General features: G+C 46.3%; 17 protein-coding genes, 1 tRNA gene and 1 riboswitch. Of the genes, 12 read left to right on the top strand and 6 right to left on the bottom strand.

What is annotated here, in order from left to right:
* Positions 1-28: 28 nt before the first annotated feature.
* Complete coding sequence (locus tag H4O21_RS12555) at positions 29-553, top strand: hypothetical protein (RefSeq protein WP_182809219.1); 525 nt, start codon at positions 29-31, stop codon at positions 551-553.
* A gap of 67 nt (positions 554-620) precedes the next feature.
* Positions 621-696, top strand: a tRNA-Phe gene (locus H4O21_RS12550).
* 115 nt (positions 697-811) lie between these two features.
* Here the strand turns inward: H4O21_RS12550 and H4O21_RS12545 are convergent.
* Both H4O21_RS12545 and H4O21_RS12540 read right to left on the bottom strand, forming a co-directional pair.
* Positions 812-1,081 carry a hypothetical protein gene (locus H4O21_RS12545; protein WP_182809218.1) on the bottom strand — a complete coding sequence of 90 codons (270 nt, stop codon included), beginning with the start codon at positions 1,079-1,081 and terminating at the stop codon, positions 812-814.
* A gap of 264 nt (positions 1,082-1,345) precedes the next feature.
* Complete coding sequence (locus tag H4O21_RS12540) at positions 1,346-2,947, bottom strand: methyl-accepting chemotaxis protein (protein ID WP_182809217.1); 1,602 nt, start codon at positions 2,945-2,947, stop codon at positions 1,346-1,348.
* Between H4O21_RS12540 and H4O21_RS12535 the strand changes: the two genes are divergently transcribed.
* The gene (locus H4O21_RS12535) at positions 2,946-3,101 is read left to right on the top strand and encodes a hypothetical protein (protein ID WP_182809216.1); all 156 of its coding nucleotides are present in this window, start codon (positions 2,946-2,948) and stop codon (positions 3,099-3,101) included. The two genes, H4O21_RS12540 and H4O21_RS12535, sit on opposite strands and share 2 nt — an antisense overlap.
* A gap of 276 nt (positions 3,102-3,377) precedes the next feature.
* Here H4O21_RS12535 and H4O21_RS12530 read toward each other — a convergent pair whose 3' ends face one another.
* Positions 3,378-5,015 (bottom strand): methyl-accepting chemotaxis protein, encoded by a 1,638-nt coding sequence (locus H4O21_RS12530; protein ID WP_182809215.1) that lies wholly within the window; start codon positions 5,013-5,015, stop codon positions 3,378-3,380.
* 370 nt (positions 5,016-5,385) lie between these two features.
* On the opposite strand from H4O21_RS12530, the gene H4O21_RS12525 reads away from it, so the two are divergent.
* The 7 genes from H4O21_RS12525 to H4O21_RS12495 all read left to right on the top strand — a co-directional run bounded on the left by H4O21_RS12525 (position 5,386) and on the right by H4O21_RS12495 (position 12,822).
* Entirely contained in the window at positions 5,386-7,809 is a 2,424-nt protein-coding gene (locus H4O21_RS12525; protein WP_182809214.1) for a Lon protease family protein, read from the top strand.
* 185 nt (positions 7,810-7,994) lie between these two features.
* Complete coding sequence (locus H4O21_RS12520; RefSeq protein ID WP_182809213.1) at positions 7,995-8,441, top strand: DUF2489 domain-containing protein; 447 nt, start codon at positions 7,995-7,997, stop codon at positions 8,439-8,441.
* A gap of 9 nt (positions 8,442-8,450) precedes the next feature.
* Entirely contained in the window at positions 8,451-8,915 is a 465-nt protein-coding gene (locus tag H4O21_RS12515) for a YaaR family protein (protein WP_182809212.1), read from the top strand.
* 534 nt (positions 8,916-9,449) lie between these two features.
* Positions 9,450-10,028 (top strand): 2-hydroxychromene-2-carboxylate isomerase, encoded by a 579-nt coding sequence (locus H4O21_RS12510; protein WP_182809211.1) that lies wholly within the window; start codon positions 9,450-9,452, stop codon positions 10,026-10,028.
* A 106-nt stretch (positions 10,029-10,134) separates the two neighbouring features.
* A complete protein-coding gene (locus H4O21_RS12505) occupies positions 10,135-10,767 on the top strand; it encodes a riboflavin synthase subunit alpha (RefSeq protein ID WP_182809210.1) in 633 nt (210 codons plus the stop codon).
* 206 nt (positions 10,768-10,973) lie between these two features.
* Positions 10,974-12,269, top strand: coding sequence for an NCS2 family permease (locus H4O21_RS12500; RefSeq protein WP_182809295.1), 1,296 nt, complete (start codon positions 10,974-10,976; stop codon positions 12,267-12,269).
* A gap of 4 nt (positions 12,270-12,273) precedes the next feature.
* On the top strand, positions 12,274-12,822 hold the full coding sequence (locus H4O21_RS12495) for an adenine phosphoribosyltransferase (RefSeq protein ID WP_182809209.1): 549 nt from the start codon (positions 12,274-12,276) through the stop codon (positions 12,820-12,822).
* A gap of 152 nt (positions 12,823-12,974) precedes the next feature.
* Here the strand turns inward: H4O21_RS12495 and ribB are convergent, their stop codons facing one another.
* On the bottom strand, positions 12,975-13,646 hold the full coding sequence (ribB, locus tag H4O21_RS12490) for a 3,4-dihydroxy-2-butanone-4-phosphate synthase (protein ID WP_182809208.1): 672 nt from the start codon (positions 13,644-13,646) through the stop codon (positions 12,975-12,977).
* A gap of 115 nt (positions 13,647-13,761) precedes the next feature.
* Positions 13,762-13,919: riboswitch (FMN riboswitch) on the bottom strand.
* Positions 13,920-13,995: 76 nt separating this feature from the next.
* Here ribB and H4O21_RS12485 point away from each other — a divergent pair.
* Both H4O21_RS12485 and ung read left to right on the top strand, forming a co-directional pair.
* Entirely contained in the window at positions 13,996-14,544 is a 549-nt protein-coding gene (locus H4O21_RS12485) for a DinB family protein (RefSeq protein ID WP_182809207.1), read from the top strand.
* Positions 14,545-14,610: 66 nt separating this feature from the next.
* The gene (gene ung / locus H4O21_RS12480) at positions 14,611-15,309 is read left to right on the top strand and encodes a uracil-DNA glycosylase (RefSeq protein WP_182809206.1); all 699 of its coding nucleotides are present in this window, start codon (positions 14,611-14,613) and stop codon (positions 15,307-15,309) included.
* A 47-nt stretch (positions 15,310-15,356) separates the two neighbouring features.
* On the opposite strand, the gene H4O21_RS12475 is transcribed toward ung, so the two are convergent.
* The gene (locus H4O21_RS12475) at positions 15,357-16,301 is read right to left on the bottom strand and encodes an HD domain-containing phosphohydrolase (protein WP_182809205.1); all 945 of its coding nucleotides are present in this window, start codon (positions 16,299-16,301) and stop codon (positions 15,357-15,359) included.
* 21 nt (positions 16,302-16,322) lie between these two features.
* Positions 16,323-17,184: ISL3 family transposase (locus H4O21_RS12470; RefSeq protein ID WP_182809204.1), on the bottom strand; the 862-nt coding region annotated here is incomplete at its 5' end.

The raw sequence follows: 17,184 nt of genomic DNA, 5'->3' as shown, positions 1-17,184 counted from the left end.
CTGCTCAATTTATTTCAGGAGAAACATAGTGCGTTACTTTTTCAGCCGCTTAATGATCAGTCTGATGGTTGTGATGCTACAGGCTTGTGCCGGGCCAGCGCATCAGGAACAATCTGTTGATTCTGATAAAACAGTTTCAGAAGAGAGAACTGTTGATATAGGGTCTTCTGCTGATATTACGGAAAAGAGAAATTCAGGATACAGAAAAGATATTGTCGGTCAGGTTGCTCAGCTGGGCTATGATATTGACCGGTTTTATCTGTCAATGCAGTGGCTGCCGGTTTCCCGACGTCAGTATTCTGAGTTTAAAGAAGACTACAGCCGGATAGAGCATCGGTTGCTTCAACTGCTTGCTTTGCAGCAACAAAGACCAGATGGACAGCTGAGTGTTCAGCAGACCCGATATGTGTCTGAAATCTGGAGAGAGAGCCGTAATGAACACAGGGCACTTCCTGTATTGTCTGATAAAGCGATACGGCAGAAAAAGCAGATGTTTCAGGGAATGTTTATGCAGATGCTGCGCCATGAAAGTGAGTATTCAGGGCGGAAATAAAAAAGTTACTCTAACTGATTAAAAATGTTTGCATTTTTTTTTCATAAGGTGTTTAATACGCCTCGTCGCCCGGATAGCTCAGTTGGTAGAGCAGAGGATTGAAAATCCTCGTGTCGGCAGTTCGATTCTGTCTCCGGGCACCATATTTTAAAACCCAGTCTTAATGACTGGGTTTTTTCGTTCATGGATCAGTGTATTCTGCTCAGTGGTTTATCTGTCTCTGTGCCTGGCAGACCAACCGCTGAGCGTGTCAGTTGATTAGTGCGGAGTACCCTGAAATGGATGCTCAGCCAGAAACTGTGCCAGAATCTGCTGCAATTCAATCTGATGAATATAATCTCCATGTTTCTGTGCCCTGACCATATCGTCCAGAATATACTGACTGATGATCTGTTCTCCGTGATGCTGGATAAGATAAGAACCGATACCAGAGGCAATAATCGGAGCGGTGTGCTCATGCTCTGCTATTGCCATTACTTCTCCTTCAGATAATTCACAAAGCCCTAAGGTATCTTCATACGTGACCATGCCTGATCTCCTGCCTGGGTGATGTTTGCTATTTATTGGTTATTAGCTGCTCGGGTCAGTCATACTCCGTTTATTGTTTTTTTCAGAGTACGAAATTGAGTGTAGTAGCTGTTTTTTCGCATTATCATGAAAATAATTGTACTGCTTTGAGTGCTGCTAAAGTTAGATACATGCTGCAATAGCGCTTCGCAGTGGCTGAAAAAAAGAGGCAGGTTGGAATAATTAAGAACCGGCCTGAACGGCCGGTTCTCTGGTTGTGTAAGGCTATGCCGAAGTTTTAAAGCGGGATAGCATCTGGCTGAGTTCGGTGGTTTCCTGTTCGATTTTCGATGTAGCTGATACTACGTCCTGGGTATCCTGGCGAGTTTGTTCGGCAACACCTGATATGCTGACAATTCGTTGGTCGATTTCATCAGCTACCTGGCTTTGTTGTTCCGCCGCTGTTGCTATCATGGCATTCATTGAATTAATTGTATCAATGGCACCGGCAATATGTTCCAGTGCTTCGGTGGCGGCCTGGGCTCTGTTCACGCTACTTTGTGCTAATTCTGAGCTCTGGTGCATCGAGTTTACCGCATTGCGGGATTCGGTCTGCAGGCGTTCAATAATCTGTCTGATCTCTTCTGTCGATTGCTGGGTGCGCTGTGCCAGAGTTCTGACCTCATCTGCTACTACGGCAAAGCCTCGCCCCTGCTCTCCCGCTCTGGCTGCTTCAATTGCAGCATTCAGTGCCAGCAGATTGGTCTGCTCTGCAATGCCGGTGATCACTTCCAGAACTTTGCCAATCTCTTCTGACTCTTGTTCCAGACGATTAAGCACCTGAGATGTTGAACTCAGTTGTTGCGACATTTGCCTGATTTGCTCGGCTGCAGAGTTAACCACCTTCATGCCTGTCTGAGCTTCTGCATCCGCTGTACGTGCCGCATCTGCGGCCTGAGAGGCATTCTGAGCGACTTCATGCACCGTTGCGCTCATTTCATTCATTGCCGTGGCAACCTGATCTATATCACTGTACTGTTGTCCTACTCCTCTTTCTGCATCAAGAGTTGCTTTGACAACTTTCGTGCTATGGCGGGAAGTGCGTTCGGAGGCCTGATGAGCATTTTTGACCAGATTGCTGACTTGCTGGATCATGTCGTTGTAGGAAGAAAACATTCTTCCAATCTCATTGTCTGTGTGGGTGATATTAAACTGATGGGTGAAGTCCCCCTGTCCTACCAGAGCCAGTCGCTTTTGCAAGCGGGTAATATTGTCCATAAGCTGACGTTGTCCGAACGCCCTGCCCATAATAACGAGAAAAACAATACCCAGCACGCAGATAAAGGCCACCGTCAGCTGTGTTTGTGCTGTGCTGTTTGCAGCCTGCGTCATCATGATTACGGCTTTATTCATCTCTTGTAATACTACAGGGGATTGCTGATGGATTCTTTCCATCAATGTTTTATCCGGAGCGTCCGTGTATTGTATCAGTGTGGATTTGTATTCCTGCCACAGGTCATACACTTTATCCATCTGAGTCAGAATGGCGTTGTCTGAAATCGGATTCATACCCTCAGCTGGATTGCCTTTCACAATATCCTGATGGGAGCGTTCAAACAGAGTGATTGTTTTCTGCAGTGCTGCTTTTTGCTCAATCTCTGCTGCCACCAGAAATGCTTCTTTAGCGATGCGCTGGCTGAGCATGCGTTGCCGTCCCGCAATATTAATTGTTTGCGGATTGATTGACATGCTCAGGTAAAGAGCCACTCCTGAAGCCGCTGCCAGGGTAAATATCAGTGCATAAGAGAGAAGAAATTGAGAGTTCAGGCTTTTAGCTCCGCAGGCTCTCAACAAGTTATCAATTAAAGAGGTAATGGTATTCAGCATGGGCCGTCCTTATGGAAACACCGTTCTGAGTGCAGATTCTGTCAATCTGGCAGTATTTATTATCTGGATATCAGATGTAGTTATCGTAGAAGAAGATAAGTGGTGGAACAATAAATTCTCGGATAAAGTAGCGCTGTATTGCCTGATATCCTGAGCAGGTAATATCAGAATATATTTGTAGCATATAACTCATTGAACAGGTTAATAAAGTGTTTGATTACATATGTGACATAAAAACATTAATCTTGATGAAGTGATATAAATCAAGAGGTTAATGTTTAATTAAATCTTCAGGATAATAGCCTAATGGCTGCATAGTATTCGTTATATCCCTGTGCTAAAGTCTGGACATCGTTATGTCATTAGATGACCACAACATCGATATAGCGGTGCAAACGGAGCCTGCCAGGCTCCGCTTTGCTTTACCGTATCAGATTTTGAACCGATTGATCAGTTGCTTCAGCTGGCCTGCCAGATTGTTCAGTTCGGCACTGGCCTGACTGGTTTGTTGAGAAGCCTGAGCTGTATTGCCGGACAAATCAACAATATTTATCACGTTCCGGTTAATTTCTTCTGCAACAGATGATTGCTGCTCAGCTGCACTGGCAATCTGACTGATCATGTCATTTACCTTCTGCATCGACTCCGTAATGGTATCCAGAGCGACCTGAGTTGACATGGCTTTTTCAGCGGTTTCCCGGGTTCGGGTCTGGCTGTCTTCCATCACGCTGACAGCCTGTCTGGCACCGGACTGCAGAGTTTCTATCATCTGTTCGATTTCATGAGTGCTTTCCTGAGTTCGGCTGGCCAGGGTACGTACTTCATCGGCTACCACTGCAAACCCTCTTCCCTGTTCCCCTGCACGGGCTGCTTCAATAGCTGCATTTAATGCCAGCAGATTGGTCTGCTCGGCAATACCGCCAATAACGTCAAGTACTGAAGAGATATTATCGGCCTGAGTTTCCAGTTGTTGTATTACTTCTGTCGCCCGGCTGACTTCATCGGCCAGCTTAACAGCTGTCTCTGCCGTTTCGTGGATATTCTGTTTGCCAGCATGGGCCTCATTATCTGCATCTTTTGTTGTTGCCGCAGCTTGCAGAGCACTCTGTGCAACCTGGTGGATTGTGGCAGCCATCTCATTAATCGCGGTCGCTACATGATCCGTTTCCGAGGTCTGGCGAGTGATGACTTGTGTGGTTTGTTCTGTTGTTGATGAGAGCTGAGCAGAAGCGGCAGCAACCCGTTGCGTTGAGTGATCTACTTCCTGGATGACCTGCTGAATCTGATCAACAAAGTGGTTGAATGAGCGGGCAAGCTGGCTCATTTCATCATTGCCACTGGTATCCAGACGCTGAGTCAGATCACCGTCACCCTGACTAATATTATGCATCGCTTTGTTGGCATCGGTCAGAGGGGAAATGATGCTGTTAGCAATCAGATAAAGTACCAGGATAGTAATGGTCAGGCCAATGGCTGCGATAGCGACCTGGGAGGAGGCGTTCTGCCAGAACTCAGATTTGACATCGTCCACATAGATCCCTGTGCCTATTACCCAGCCCCACGGTTTGAAGCCGGCGACATAGGATACTTTTTCTACTGGTTCCTCAAAGCCAGGTTTTGGCCAGAGGTAAGTTTCGTTACCGTAGCCCTTTGATTTAACAATATCGACAAAGCTTTTGAAGAATTGTTTGCCTGCTTTATCTTCTAGTCCGTACAGGTTTTTACCATTCAGAGCCGGTTTGATCGGATGCATCAGCATGATGGCATTGAGATCGTTGATCCAGAAATAATCTGTGTTGTTGTAGCGCAGCTTTTCAACGGCTTTCATGGCTGCTGCTTTTGCGGCAGTTTCTGTCATCTGTCCTGATTTAAATTGTTGGTAGTGATAGTCTGTCAGACTGATAACTGACTCTACCAGGTCTTTGGTTTTGAGTTGTTTTTCCCGAATCTGCATGTCATAAGAGGTTTTCAGAGAGAAGCTCATCAGGCTGATAATGCTGATTATTGCAACCAGTACGACCAGTACCATGCGAGCCTTAATACCGATAGATCGGAAGGTTTGCATCATTGAGTTTATTCCACATCAAGCACAAAGGAAGTGTTTCCGGGTATGTCATTGCATCCCGGATTTTTTTATTAGCAAAGCCTGTTAGTTTATCTCAGATCCATGAAGCTGTGGGTGCCTCTAATCCGAAAGGTGAATGCGTTATTTGTAACGTAATGTAAGGTGGATTTTGCCTGGACATTATTCATTATGCAGTTGCCAGGGGGAGGCTTTGTTCTGCGCAATGTTTTTGTAAGCAGCATCAAACTGACAGAAATATATTTCATAAAGCCACTATCAGATTTCTGGCTGGTTTAATTTTGTATTTCAGGGTGCTGAATCGACCTGTGTGTTGCATAATGTATTGATAAAGCTTGCTTTTCAGGAGATATCAATGCAGGCACCAAAGCCTTTGGCCGTTTCTCGTCTTAAGAAACGCTGTATCAAAAAAAACTTTCCTCAGGACCATACGGGCCAGATTAAAGCGCTGGATCGTTTTATCGGTCAGCAAAGAGCTGAGCAGGCTGTTCGCTTTGCTATTGCTGTTCCCAGAAAAGGGTACAATCTGTTTGCTGTTGGTGAAAACGGGCTGGGTAAAAGAACCATGCTTAAACGTTTTCTGTCCTCCCATGCCGAGCAGATGACATCACCGCATGACTGGTGTTATGTCAATAACTTTGAATCACCGCGTCATCCATGGGCGTTGCAGCTGCCAACAGGCATGGCCTTGCAGCTGAAAAAAGACATGGAGGCCCTGATTAAAGAGCTTCGTCAGGCGATCCCTGCGGCTTTTGAACAGGAGGCTTTTGCTGAAAAAGCGGAAATGATCCGGGAAGATTTCTCGGAAGAACAGGAAGCCATGCTTAAGGATGTGGCTGCAAAAGCTTCAGAGTTTCAGTTGAAGCTGGTGCTGCAGAATCCGGGCGGATACTCCTTTATGCCTGTGGATGAGGAGGAGGAACCTTATCCTGTCAAAGAGTTTAATAATCTGCCTGATGCTGAGCGGGAAAAGTTTAAAGCCGGCATTGAACTGATGGAGAAAGAGCTGCGAGCTGCGCTCAGAGAACTGGCCTTATTGGAAAAAAGCAGCCGGGAAAAACAGCAGGAGTTGAATGAAAAAATAACATTGACAGCGATTCAGCACTGGCTGGTTGAGTTGAAAGACAAGTATCAGCAACAAACTCGAGTGCTGGAATACCTGGATGCGGTGCAGAAGGATCTGGTTGAAAATGTCGAAATTTTTCTGGAAGAAGATGAAAACGCTGATGCAGTAACCCGGGCTTCGCCAGATCATAAGATACCTGCGCGTTACCAGGTGAATGTGATGAACTCCGGAGATCCTGAGCAGGGCGCTCCCTTGATCATTGAAGATATGCCGACGCATAACAATCTGGTCGGCCATGTTGAAAATATCACTTACATGGGAACCGTGGCGACTGATTTCTCGCTGATTCGCCCTGGTGCTCTGCACCGTGCGAACGGTGGTTTTCTGATTCTTGATGCTGGCAAACTGTTGCAACAGCCTTATGCCTGGGATGGCCTGAAGCTGGCATTAAGAACCGGCTGTTTACGCATTGATACTCTGGAAAAACAGTTGACGCTGTCTGGCAGTGTCAGTCTTGAGCCTGAACCGGTCGATCTGAATGTGACGGTTGCGGTACTGGGTGATGCAGAACAATATTATCTGTTGCAACAGTACGATCCTGATTTTTCTGAATTATTTAAGGTGCTGGCAGAATTTGAAAGTACCATGCCCCGTGACCGTGAAAATCAGGGGCTTTATGCCAGATTGATCAGTTCTATGGTTGCGCAGGACGGGCTGTTGAATCTCGATCGTGCCGCTATTATGGCTGTCATTGAACAGGGGGCACGAGAGGCGGGGCATCAGGATAAATTATCACTGAATGCTGCTGATCTTAATCATTTGTTAAGAGAGTCTGATTACTGGGCCAGAGCAAACCAGAAAAAAATAGTGGATGTTGCTGCTGTTCAGCAGGCTATTGATAGTCGGGAATATCGTTCGGGCCTGATTAAAGAACAGATGTTTGAATCCATACGGGATGGCGTTGTTCTGATTGACACCGAGGGAGAGAAGGTTGGTCAGGTTAACGGGTTAACGGTTCTGAGAATCGGAGAAAGTGAATTTGGTCAGCCCAGCCGTATTTCTGCCAGAGTGCATTATGGTCATGGAGAGGTACTGGACATTGAGCGCAGTGTCCAGTTAGGCGGTGCGATTCACTCCAAAGGGGTTATGATTCTGGCTGGTTATCTGAGTGCTGTTTTTGGCCGGGATGAGGCCATTCCTGTTGCTGCAAGCCTGGTCTTTGAACAGTCATATCATGGTGTCGATGGTGATAGTGCGTCTTTGGGGGAGCTGGTTGCTCTGCTCTCTGCTATGTCTGATGTGCCTGTAAAGCAGGAGCTGGCTGTCACCGGGTCAATTAACCAGTTTGGTGAAGTCCAGCCTGTGGGTGGTGTCAATGAAAAAATAGAAGGTTTCTTTGATGTTTGTGTCAGTACCGGTCTGACAGGTGACCAGGGGGTTATTATCCCGGTACAGAATATAGAAAACCTGATGCTTAAAGATGAGGTGGTTAAAGCCTGCAAAGAGGGACAATTTGCCATTTATGCTGTCGGGCATAGTGATCAGGCTGTCAAGCTGATGACCGGGATGCCTGCCGGACAGATTAATGATAAAGGGCGTTATGCCAGTAATACGCTATACGGTAAAATCCAGCTGCGACTGGCAAAGCTGCGTAAAGATGTTCATGGCGGTAAAAAAAAGAAAAAGTCTAAAAAAGGCAGCAAGCGCTCATAGAGGATATCAGTCAGAGTAATACGTTGCTCTGGCATTATCATATTCAGGCCCGGAACTACCGGGCCTCGTCATATTCAGGGTGATATTTTGCTGAGTCAGGAAAATAATTTTCCTGTTCACGGCCGCTTGTATGGCTGGTTACAGTTGTATCGCAGACTACCCATAATTCTGAGGAGAAGATTAAGGTGGAATCGGGGACTGCTATTGGATTGCTGGTTATTGCTGTTGTGATTATCACGGCTCTGGCCTGGTATGCTCTTAAATTGCAGAAAGAAGTACGCACAAGAGAGGCTGAAAAAGAGGCTGTTGTTCTCAAAGCCAGAGAAAAGACCCTGGAGAATATACATATTATTGCCCGGGCGATGCTGGAAGAGCAGGTTGAAATCATGGAAGGGTGCCTGCGTCTTCGTGTCATGATTGATATTATTGAGCCGGAATGGTTTTTGCTTGATGAAGCAAAGGTATTCGATGAAATTGCTCGTAGGGGAAATCACCTGGCAACCCATCAGGCCAGGAAAGAGCTGCCAAAGCAAGAACGAATGAAACAGGATGTCGAACGGATGTCGCTGGAAGCAGAATACCAGGATGCAGCACTGAAAGGTGCACAGTGGTTATTACAGCAGAAAGCGTAAAAAATAATTATGTTGAATGTTAGTGACAAATTAAAATCATCCCGCCCGGGTGGTGGGCTACGCAGAGGGAAAACGGCAATAGCCGGAGCGGCAACGACTGGCCTGAGTTTTACGGATCATCTGGATAGCCAGGTGGAAGAGGCTGGCCGCCCTTCTCTGAATCAGAAACTGACCCATATGCGCATTGCTCTGGATGACGCAGGTAATGTGCTGGAAAAAAATCCGACTCTGGGCAACCTGGAAGTTTATAAGACACTATTGAGTAATTTGATTGCGGCTGCCACAAGAGGGGCTTATGACGTTCAGGGAATTGGAGCAGGCTGGACGGCATCAGAAAAACATCATGTGGTTAAACTGATTGATCAGGAGGCTGAAGAGCTCTTGCAGTTAGTGATGTCCGAGCAGAGAGATAATCTGAAGATTGCAGGCAAACTGGTTCAGATTAAAGGGCTGGTGATTGACCTGACTTCCTGAAGGATTTGCCTGGAAAGTGAAGTGTTAATTAAGGCAGCTCATGTGGCTGCCTTTTGTTTTTCAGGAGGAGTATTTCAACTACTCTATGTTTCACAAGGGGCCGAGGTTTATTTCAGGCAAAAAAAAGCCCCACCATACAGGTGGGGCTGAAGTCATATGCAAGAGCTAACAGAGGGTTCTCTCAACGAGAGTCTTTCTTAGGACAATTAAGAAAGTGTTCAGAGAAAAGGCCACCTCATGGAGGTGGCAAAACGCTGGACAAACCCGTTTGCTGATTTCTAACGCGCCCGCAAACATTGAAAAGAGGCGCGACCCTATGACGTTAATACTAAAGGCTAATACGAGTTGGGTCAATTTTGATTGGTTCTATTTAATGTAAAAAAAGGCTTACGCATTGCGTTTATTCTATGATGTTATTTAAATTCAGAATATTTTAACAAATGGAATAAAGTGATTCATATTTAGGTCGGCTTGCCTGAAAAATGAAAACCTTTTAACGTAGGAAGCAGATTCCATAATAAGGCAGCATGGCAGATGAAAAAGTCAGTTAAGTTTTTCTATGATCTGGTCAGTCCATACAGTTATCTTGCCGCCGTCCAGATTGAGGAGCTTGAACAAAGAACCGAGTGTTGTGTTGTGTGGGAGCCGTTGTATTTAACAGGATTGATGCGCCTGACAGGAAATCAGCCACCTCAGGTGCTTGAGGCTCGTCGCCGGTATTTCTTTGAGCAGGATCTTTCAAGAATGGCGTGTTATCTGCAAGTGCCTTATCAGAAGCCTGAATCATTTCCGATTCAATCTGCACAGGTTATGCGTGCTTTACTGGCTCTGGATAATGAAAGGAAAGCGGAGAAGAGCCTGCTGCTTTATGAAATGCACTGGGGAGAAGGTTACAATATTTCTGATGAGATGCTTCTGAGAGAGGTTCTGGGAGACGAGGCAGTGGACTTTTCTTCGACAGAACAGGCAAAGCAATTGTTGAAACAGCAAACGGGTTTGGCCGCTGAGCTGGGGGCTTTTGGGGCTCCGACTTTCTTTGTGGATAATGCAATGTTTTTTGGTTGTGATCGTATTAGCTTACTGGAGTATTTTTTGCAGAGTGAAAATGAGTAACAATACGTAAAATTATTTGTTAAGGTTTGCCTTAACTTTATGTTTTTAAAGAAAATTTGTCGTTTTTTGTCAGATTTTCGGCTCGAATACTCAAAAGAGGCTGACTATGTTTACCGGTATTGTTCAGGGCACAGGCATTGTTGTACAGATAATAGATGACATGGGAGACTTCCGTACCCATGTTGTAGAGCTACCGGCGTCTCTGGCTGAAGGCCTGGAACCCGGAGCCAGTGTAGCGCATAATGGCTGTTGTCTGACCGTAACTAAAATTGATGGCAGACGGGTCAGCTTTGACCTGATGCGTGAAACGCTGCGCCTTACTAATCTGGGCTATCTGGAGGAAGGCGATGAAGTGAATATTGAGCGCGCTGCCAGTTATGGTGATGAAATTGGTGGTCATGCGATGTCTGGTCATATTATGTGTACCTCTGAAGTGGTAAACATTATTGATAGTGACAGTAACTGCCAGATCTGGCTTTCAATACCTGATCAGTACGGTAAATATATCTTTGAAAAAGGCTATATTGGTATTGACGGTATCAGTCTGACAATCGGAGAGCGCGATAAGAACAACTTCTGTGTCAACCTGATCCCGGAAACTCTGGAGCGAACTGTTATTGGGCACAGAGTACTGGGTAGCATGGTGAATATCGAAATAGATCCACAGACTCAGGCCATTGTTGATACCGTTGAAAGAGTGATGGCAGATCGTTTTTCTTCTCTCGGATCGACTAAGTAAGGCTTATCATCAAAAGATTGCACTAATATTGCGCATTGTCGTAGAAAATTAAGATTTTCCAGAGTTTTTACTCCTTTTACTCGATTTTTTTGCGACTTTTGACTAGTATTGCGCACCAACTACAGTTTTGGCTGTAACTCTTTTTCATGAAACCTGGAAGCCTGCTTCCGGGTTTTGTTGTTTCTGGACCTGTTCGGGGCAAACCGATGCTGGAAAAACTATTTAAGCTCAAAGAGCATAATACCAACGTAAAAACTGAAGTTGTGGCAGGTGTAACGACCTTCCTGACTATGGCCTATATCATTTTTGTTAATCCATCGCTGTTGAAAATGGCGGGAATGGATTACGGTGCAGTATTTGTCGCAACATGTCTGGCCGCTGCTATTGGCTCTCTGATTATGGGGCTATGGGCAAACTATCCGATTGCACTGGCTCCCGGAATGGGGCTGAATGCCTTCTTCACCTTTACGGTGGTACTGGAGCTGGGATACAGCTGGCAGTCGGCTCTGGGGGCGGTATTTTTCTCCGGTGTGATTTTTACAGTTCTGAGCATCTTTAAAGTCCGTGAATGGATTATCAATAGCATTCCTTTGTCTCTGCGTTTAGGTATTGCTGCAGGCATTGGTCTGTTCCTGGCGATGATCGCTCTTAAGAGTGCGGGCATTGTTGTAGATAGCCCTGCGACCTTAGTGACCCTGGGGGATCTGTCTGATCCTAAAGTGCTGCTGGCGATTCTGGGTTTCTTTATTATTGTTTCCCTGTCCTACCGTCGCGTACTGGGTTCTGTCATGATCGGCATTCTGGTTGTGACTGTGCTGTCTATGGTTCTTGGGCTGAATGAACTGCAGGGGATTATGTCTGCACCACCAAGCCTGGCACCAACCTTTATGCAGATGGACCTGGCGGGTGCTATGGAAGTGGGAATGCTGAGTATCATTTTTGCTTTCCTGTTTGTGGATCTGTTTGATACCTCAGGCACTTTGGTTGCTGTGGCTCAGCAGGGTAAACTGCTGGATGAAAATAAGCGTCTTCCTCGTCTGGGTCGCGCGCTGATGTCTGACAGTACAGCGACTATGGCAGGTGCTGCGCTGGGTACTTCAACGACGACCAGTTACATTGAGAGTACGGCGGGTATCTCTGCCGGTGGTCGTACTGGTCTGACTGCGGTTGTTGTAGCAGCTCTGTTCCTGCTGTCTCTGTTTTTCTCTCCTCTGGCAGGTTCCGTACCAGCATATGCGACGGCGGGTGCGTTGTTCTATGTTGCTGTTCTGATGACCAGCGGTCTGGCTGAAGTGGACTGGACTGACCTGACAGAAGCTGCACCGGTATTTGTTGCAGCCATTGCGATGCCTCTGACCTTTTCGATTGCTAACGGTATTGCATTTGGCTTTATTACCTATGCTGGTATTAAGCTGATGTCTGGCCGTCGTGATGATGTTTCTGTCAGCGTTCTGGTTCTGGCCGCTCTGTTTGTGCTGAAGTTTATGTTCCTGCAGGGTTAATACAATGCCTGATCGTTACTATACCGATTATCTGCGCTCAGTGATTCGCACGGTGCCAGACTGGCCCCAGAAAGGGGTTATGTTTCGGGATGTCACAACGCTGTTTCAGAATAAGAAAGCTTTCCGTCATCTGATTGATGCGTTTGTACAGCGCTATTATGATTTTGATATTGATGCGGTGGCGGGTGTTGATGCCCGGGGCTTTATTCTGGGTGCTCCGATAGCCTATGAACTGAATACCAGTTTTATTCCAGTACGTAAAAAGGGAAAGCTGCCTTTTGATACGGTGCAGGAAAGTTATGATCTGGAGTATGGTTCAGCGACCGTTGAGTTGCATACAGATGCATTTAAACCGGGCGATCGGGTCTTGCTGATTGATGATCTGATTGCCACTGGCGGAACCATGATTGCTGCAGCTAATCTGATTCAGCGTCTGGGCGCTGATGTGATTGAAGCGGCTGCTATTATTGATCTGCCTGATCTGGGTGGATCACAGAAGCTGAAAGAAAAAGGTATCGACATTTTCTCTATCTGCGAATTTGAAGGGCAGTGACCCTTCTTCTGTCGGAGCCGCAGTTTCATATCATTGTGAGTATGGGTGAAGCTTGTGTTGTTGAGATAATCTTTACCTGAAAAAAACCTGAAGCTTGCGCTTCAGGTTTTTTTTCACCTGACGGAGCATACTAATGCCGTCAGCGAATGTTTTCAGGCAGCACTGCTGTTCAGGGATTGTCGGTAAAGTACAATATCCTCAATTGTCAGAACTGGCATATTATGCTGTCTGGCAAACTGAACCACTTCCGGCAGTCTGGCCATAGTGCCATCTTCATTGGTCAGTTCACACAGTACACCGAAGGGTTTCAGACCTGCTAACTCCATCATATCAACGGTTGCTTCTGTGTGCCCTCGGCGACCCAGTACTCCCTGAGTATTCGCTTTAAGCGGGAAAACGTGCCCAGGCTTTTTCAGATCAGTCGGAGCGGCATCATCGGCAATAGCAGCCTGGATGGTTGTCACTCGATCAGCAGCAGAAACACCGGTGCTGACCCCGGTGGCGGCTTCAATGCTGACAGTGAAATTGGTGTGATTGGTGCTGGTATTATTGTTAATCATCATGGGTAGTTCCAGCTGCTGAATCCGCTCTTCGGTCAGACAAAGGCAGATAATGCCCGAGCACTCACGTATCATCAGTGCCATCTGTTGATTAGTCAGATGCTGGGCAGAATAAATCAGATCACCCTCGTTTTCCCGATCTTCATCATCCAGTACCAGAATACCCAGGCCTTGTTGCAAGGCTGTAATGGCTTTGTTTACACGCTCAGATGGTGAGCCAAACTCGGAAAGGTTATGTATTTGTGATAAATCAGACTGATTCATGGTTAATGTCTCTTGTTGAGTTGAAAGACCAGAATCAGGGCAATAAGAGTCAATCAGTGTAAAACAGATGTTTCACACTGGTATAGCAACATGAGCATGCGGTAATAGCCTGCTCTGTTATTCTCTTTCATCCGGACTATCACCGTCGGCTCTGGAGTTACACCAGATCTGCTTGACCCTGCCCGGATACTATCCGTCAGCAGGCGCTCGTGGGCTTTCTGTGTTATCAGATTTACCACCGGTGGGGAATTTCACCCCGCCCTGAGAATGCAGGACTATGGTAGTGAATAATAAAGTCCACTGTAAAGCTAAAATCACACGTTGATGAGGAATATACTGAGGAGCTATTATGAATGTGCCCGGTGGAGGGAAAGCGCATTTTGATCTGTTGGCAGATTACAATCGCTGGATGAATGGCAAGCTATATCAGGTAGTATCTGAACTGACACCAGAGCAGATATCAGAACATCGGGGAGCTTTTTTTGGTTCTGTACTGGGCACTCTGAATCATATTATGGTGGGGGATATTCTGTGGCTACAACGCTTTTCCTGCCATCCTGCCTGTACTGAATCACTGAAAGAGGTCGCATTATTGCCTCGACCTTCAGGTCTGGATCAGATTCTGTTCGAGGATTTTCAGGAATTAAAAGCCCGGCGAAGCTGGCTGGATGAACAAATCTGTAACTGGATTCAGGGTTTAACGGGTGAAGACCTTGATTATGTGCTGAGCTATCGCAACTCCCGAGGTATCCCGGCCAGCAAAAACTTCTCTGCACTGGTGCTGCACTTTTTTAATCATCAGACGCATCACCGGGGGCAAGTGTCAACTCTGTTGTCACAGCTGGACAAAGCCTCTGATGTGACAGACCTTCTGATGCTGATACCGGATAGCGATTGATCTGCAGGGCTGAAAGTCTTCTGGTAGACTACTGGCTTTATTTTGACCGGATTCAGGAAACATAATATGGCGATTGATCTGCCCGAAGACTGGCTGGCAGCATTAGGCAATGAGTTTGAACAGTCTTATATGCAGCAGCTGAAAGCATTTCTGGCTCAGGAAAAGCAGCAGAAGAAAGTGATTTATCCACATTCTTCCGACTGGTTTAGTGCGTTTAAATTTACGCCTCTGAATCAGGTCAAAGTGGTTGTTCTGGGGCAGGACCCATACCATGGTCCCGGTCAGGCTCATGGGCTATGTTTTTCTGTGCGTCCGGGGGTGAAAACGCCTCCATCTCTGGTGAATATTTATAAAGAGCTGCAGTCCGATCTGGGCTGTACACCAGTGAATCATGGTTATCTGACTCACTGGGCTCAGCAGGGGGTATTGTTGCTGAACAGCGTGCTGACAGTGGAGCAAAGTAAAGCAGGTTCTCATCAGGGGAAGGGCTGGGAGCAGTTTACTGATAAAGTGATTCACCTGATTAATGAGCAGCTGGATGGTGTCGTGTTTTTATTATGGGGCAGCTACGCGCAGAAGAAAGCGGCTTTTGTTGATCAGACAAAACATCTGGTGTTGAAGTCAGTGCACCCCTCACCGTTGTCTGCTCATAGAGGTTTTTTTGGTAACCATCAGTTCAGTCAGGCCAATCAATTTCTGCAAAGTAGAGGAAAGTCTGCTATAGACTGGCAGCTTCCCGCTGAGCCTGTTGCTGAGTCTGAATAATTCGGGGGTTCTCAAATATACATTAACAGAATGAGAGATATGGTGAATCAGAGCTGCCCCTCTTCTTTCCACTGGTTTTTGACTTCCATTATCAGCTCAAGGCGACTCAGGAAAAGAGGGACAAGGATCGGATCAAAATGCTGGCCGGCCTGATCCTGAAAGAACTGTATCGTTTTTTCGAGTGACCAGGCGGCTTTATAAGGCCGTTCAGAAGTCAGGGCATCAAATACATCGGCTATTGTTACAATTCTTCCTTCAAGGGGGATATTCTGAGCTTTTAACCCTCTTGGATAGCCTTCGCCATTCCACTTTTCGTGATGCGTATATGCAATGCTCGCAGCAAGATTCAATAAAGGGGAGTCCTGATTGCCCAAAATATTTTTACCAATGACCGGATGTTGTTTCATGATGTTCCACTCATCCTGATCCAGCTTGCCTGGTTTCAAAAGTATTTTGTCTGGTATGCCTATCTTGCCAATATCATGCATCGGAGCCGCATTACGAATTAGTTCGCAGTCATCCAGACTAAGACCTATCGCCTTAGCCAGAATATACGAGTATTCTCCCATGCGAATAACGTGATGGCCTGTTTCATTATCTTTATACTCAGCGGCATGTCCCAGGCAACGAATCACTTCAAGTCTTGCTTTATTCAGTTCTTCACTTTTTACCAGGGACAGGTGCGTTTTAACTCTGGCTTTTACGATAGATGCATTGAGCGGTTTCGTAATATAGTCCACTGCATGATGATCAAAACCAACCTTTTCATCCTGTGAGTCAGACATCGCGGTAACAAAAATAACCGGAATATGGCTGGTAGTATTATCGCTTTTCAGTCTTTTGATAACATCATAGCCTGATAAGTCAGGCATCATGATATCCAGCAAAATCAGATCGGGCTGATGTTTGCGAGCGAGCTGGCAGGCTATACTGCCTTCTTTAGCAAGATAAATTTTGTAGTATTCACCCAGAATATTCCCCAGAATGTGCAAATTAGCAGGTTCTTCGACGTTTCATGTGGATTTACCTGATTGAACCTGTACCTCTATTGGACTGCCAATCAGGTAAATCATATTGATAAAGTTCTTTGTATTTCTGTAACCCCTTGCGCGTGCACGAGCGGCCTGGAAAAGGCTGTTCATTCCTTCCAGACGGGCATTGGTTAAGTCCGAGGTGATCCGTCTCACAATACGCTCTGAGTGTCTTTTGAGGGTCTCTAATGCCTCATACATGGGACTTTGCAGAGGACTATCTCCCAGAACATCCCTGGCATGATTGATAAAGTGAGAGAGCCGCCAGCGAGCCTGTTGTGGCGTTTTTACATCCCTGATCCAGCGGAGCTTTTCTTTGATAAACCACGCTTTTCCTGTCTCTTTATCCTCAGACAGAAGCTCTGATAAAGCCGTTATCTGATGCCGGGTCAGATTCTCATGATCACTGTTTTTCAGCACGGCCCAGCGCACTCCCTTTGAGTGGGTGCCGTCTTTCCTTTCCTGCTTTCTGACCTGATCCACTGCCTTATTAAAGATCTGCACGACGTGAAACCAGTCAATGGTCACTTCGGCATTGGGCAGTGCTTCATCAACACCACTGAGAAAAGCTTTCGACATGTCGCAGACCACTTCTACGACCTGCTCTGGCTGCCCTTTATGCTGTTTTAAGAACTCGCTGAACGCTTTAACCGTGTCCTTACCACGCCCGGGTACTGCAAAGATGACAGGGCGGTCCACTCGGTCCATATCCAGGAAAATAGTGACATAGTTATGCCCACGTTTTGATGCAGTTTCATCCAGCGCGAGTTTTCTGACGGCGGATAAATCCCACTGTGTCAGATTCTGCTGAACATAGTATTCCAGCATCCGCCAGAGCCGCTTA

It is taken from the genome of Oceanospirillum sediminis (assembly GCF_014164585.1).
GTDB classification, from domain to species: Bacteria; Pseudomonadota; Gammaproteobacteria; order Pseudomonadales; family Halomonadaceae; genus Oceanospirillum; species Oceanospirillum sediminis.
The sequence above is the reverse complement of the archived record's forward strand: the minus strand, read 5'-3'. Positions and strand labels throughout refer to the sequence as shown.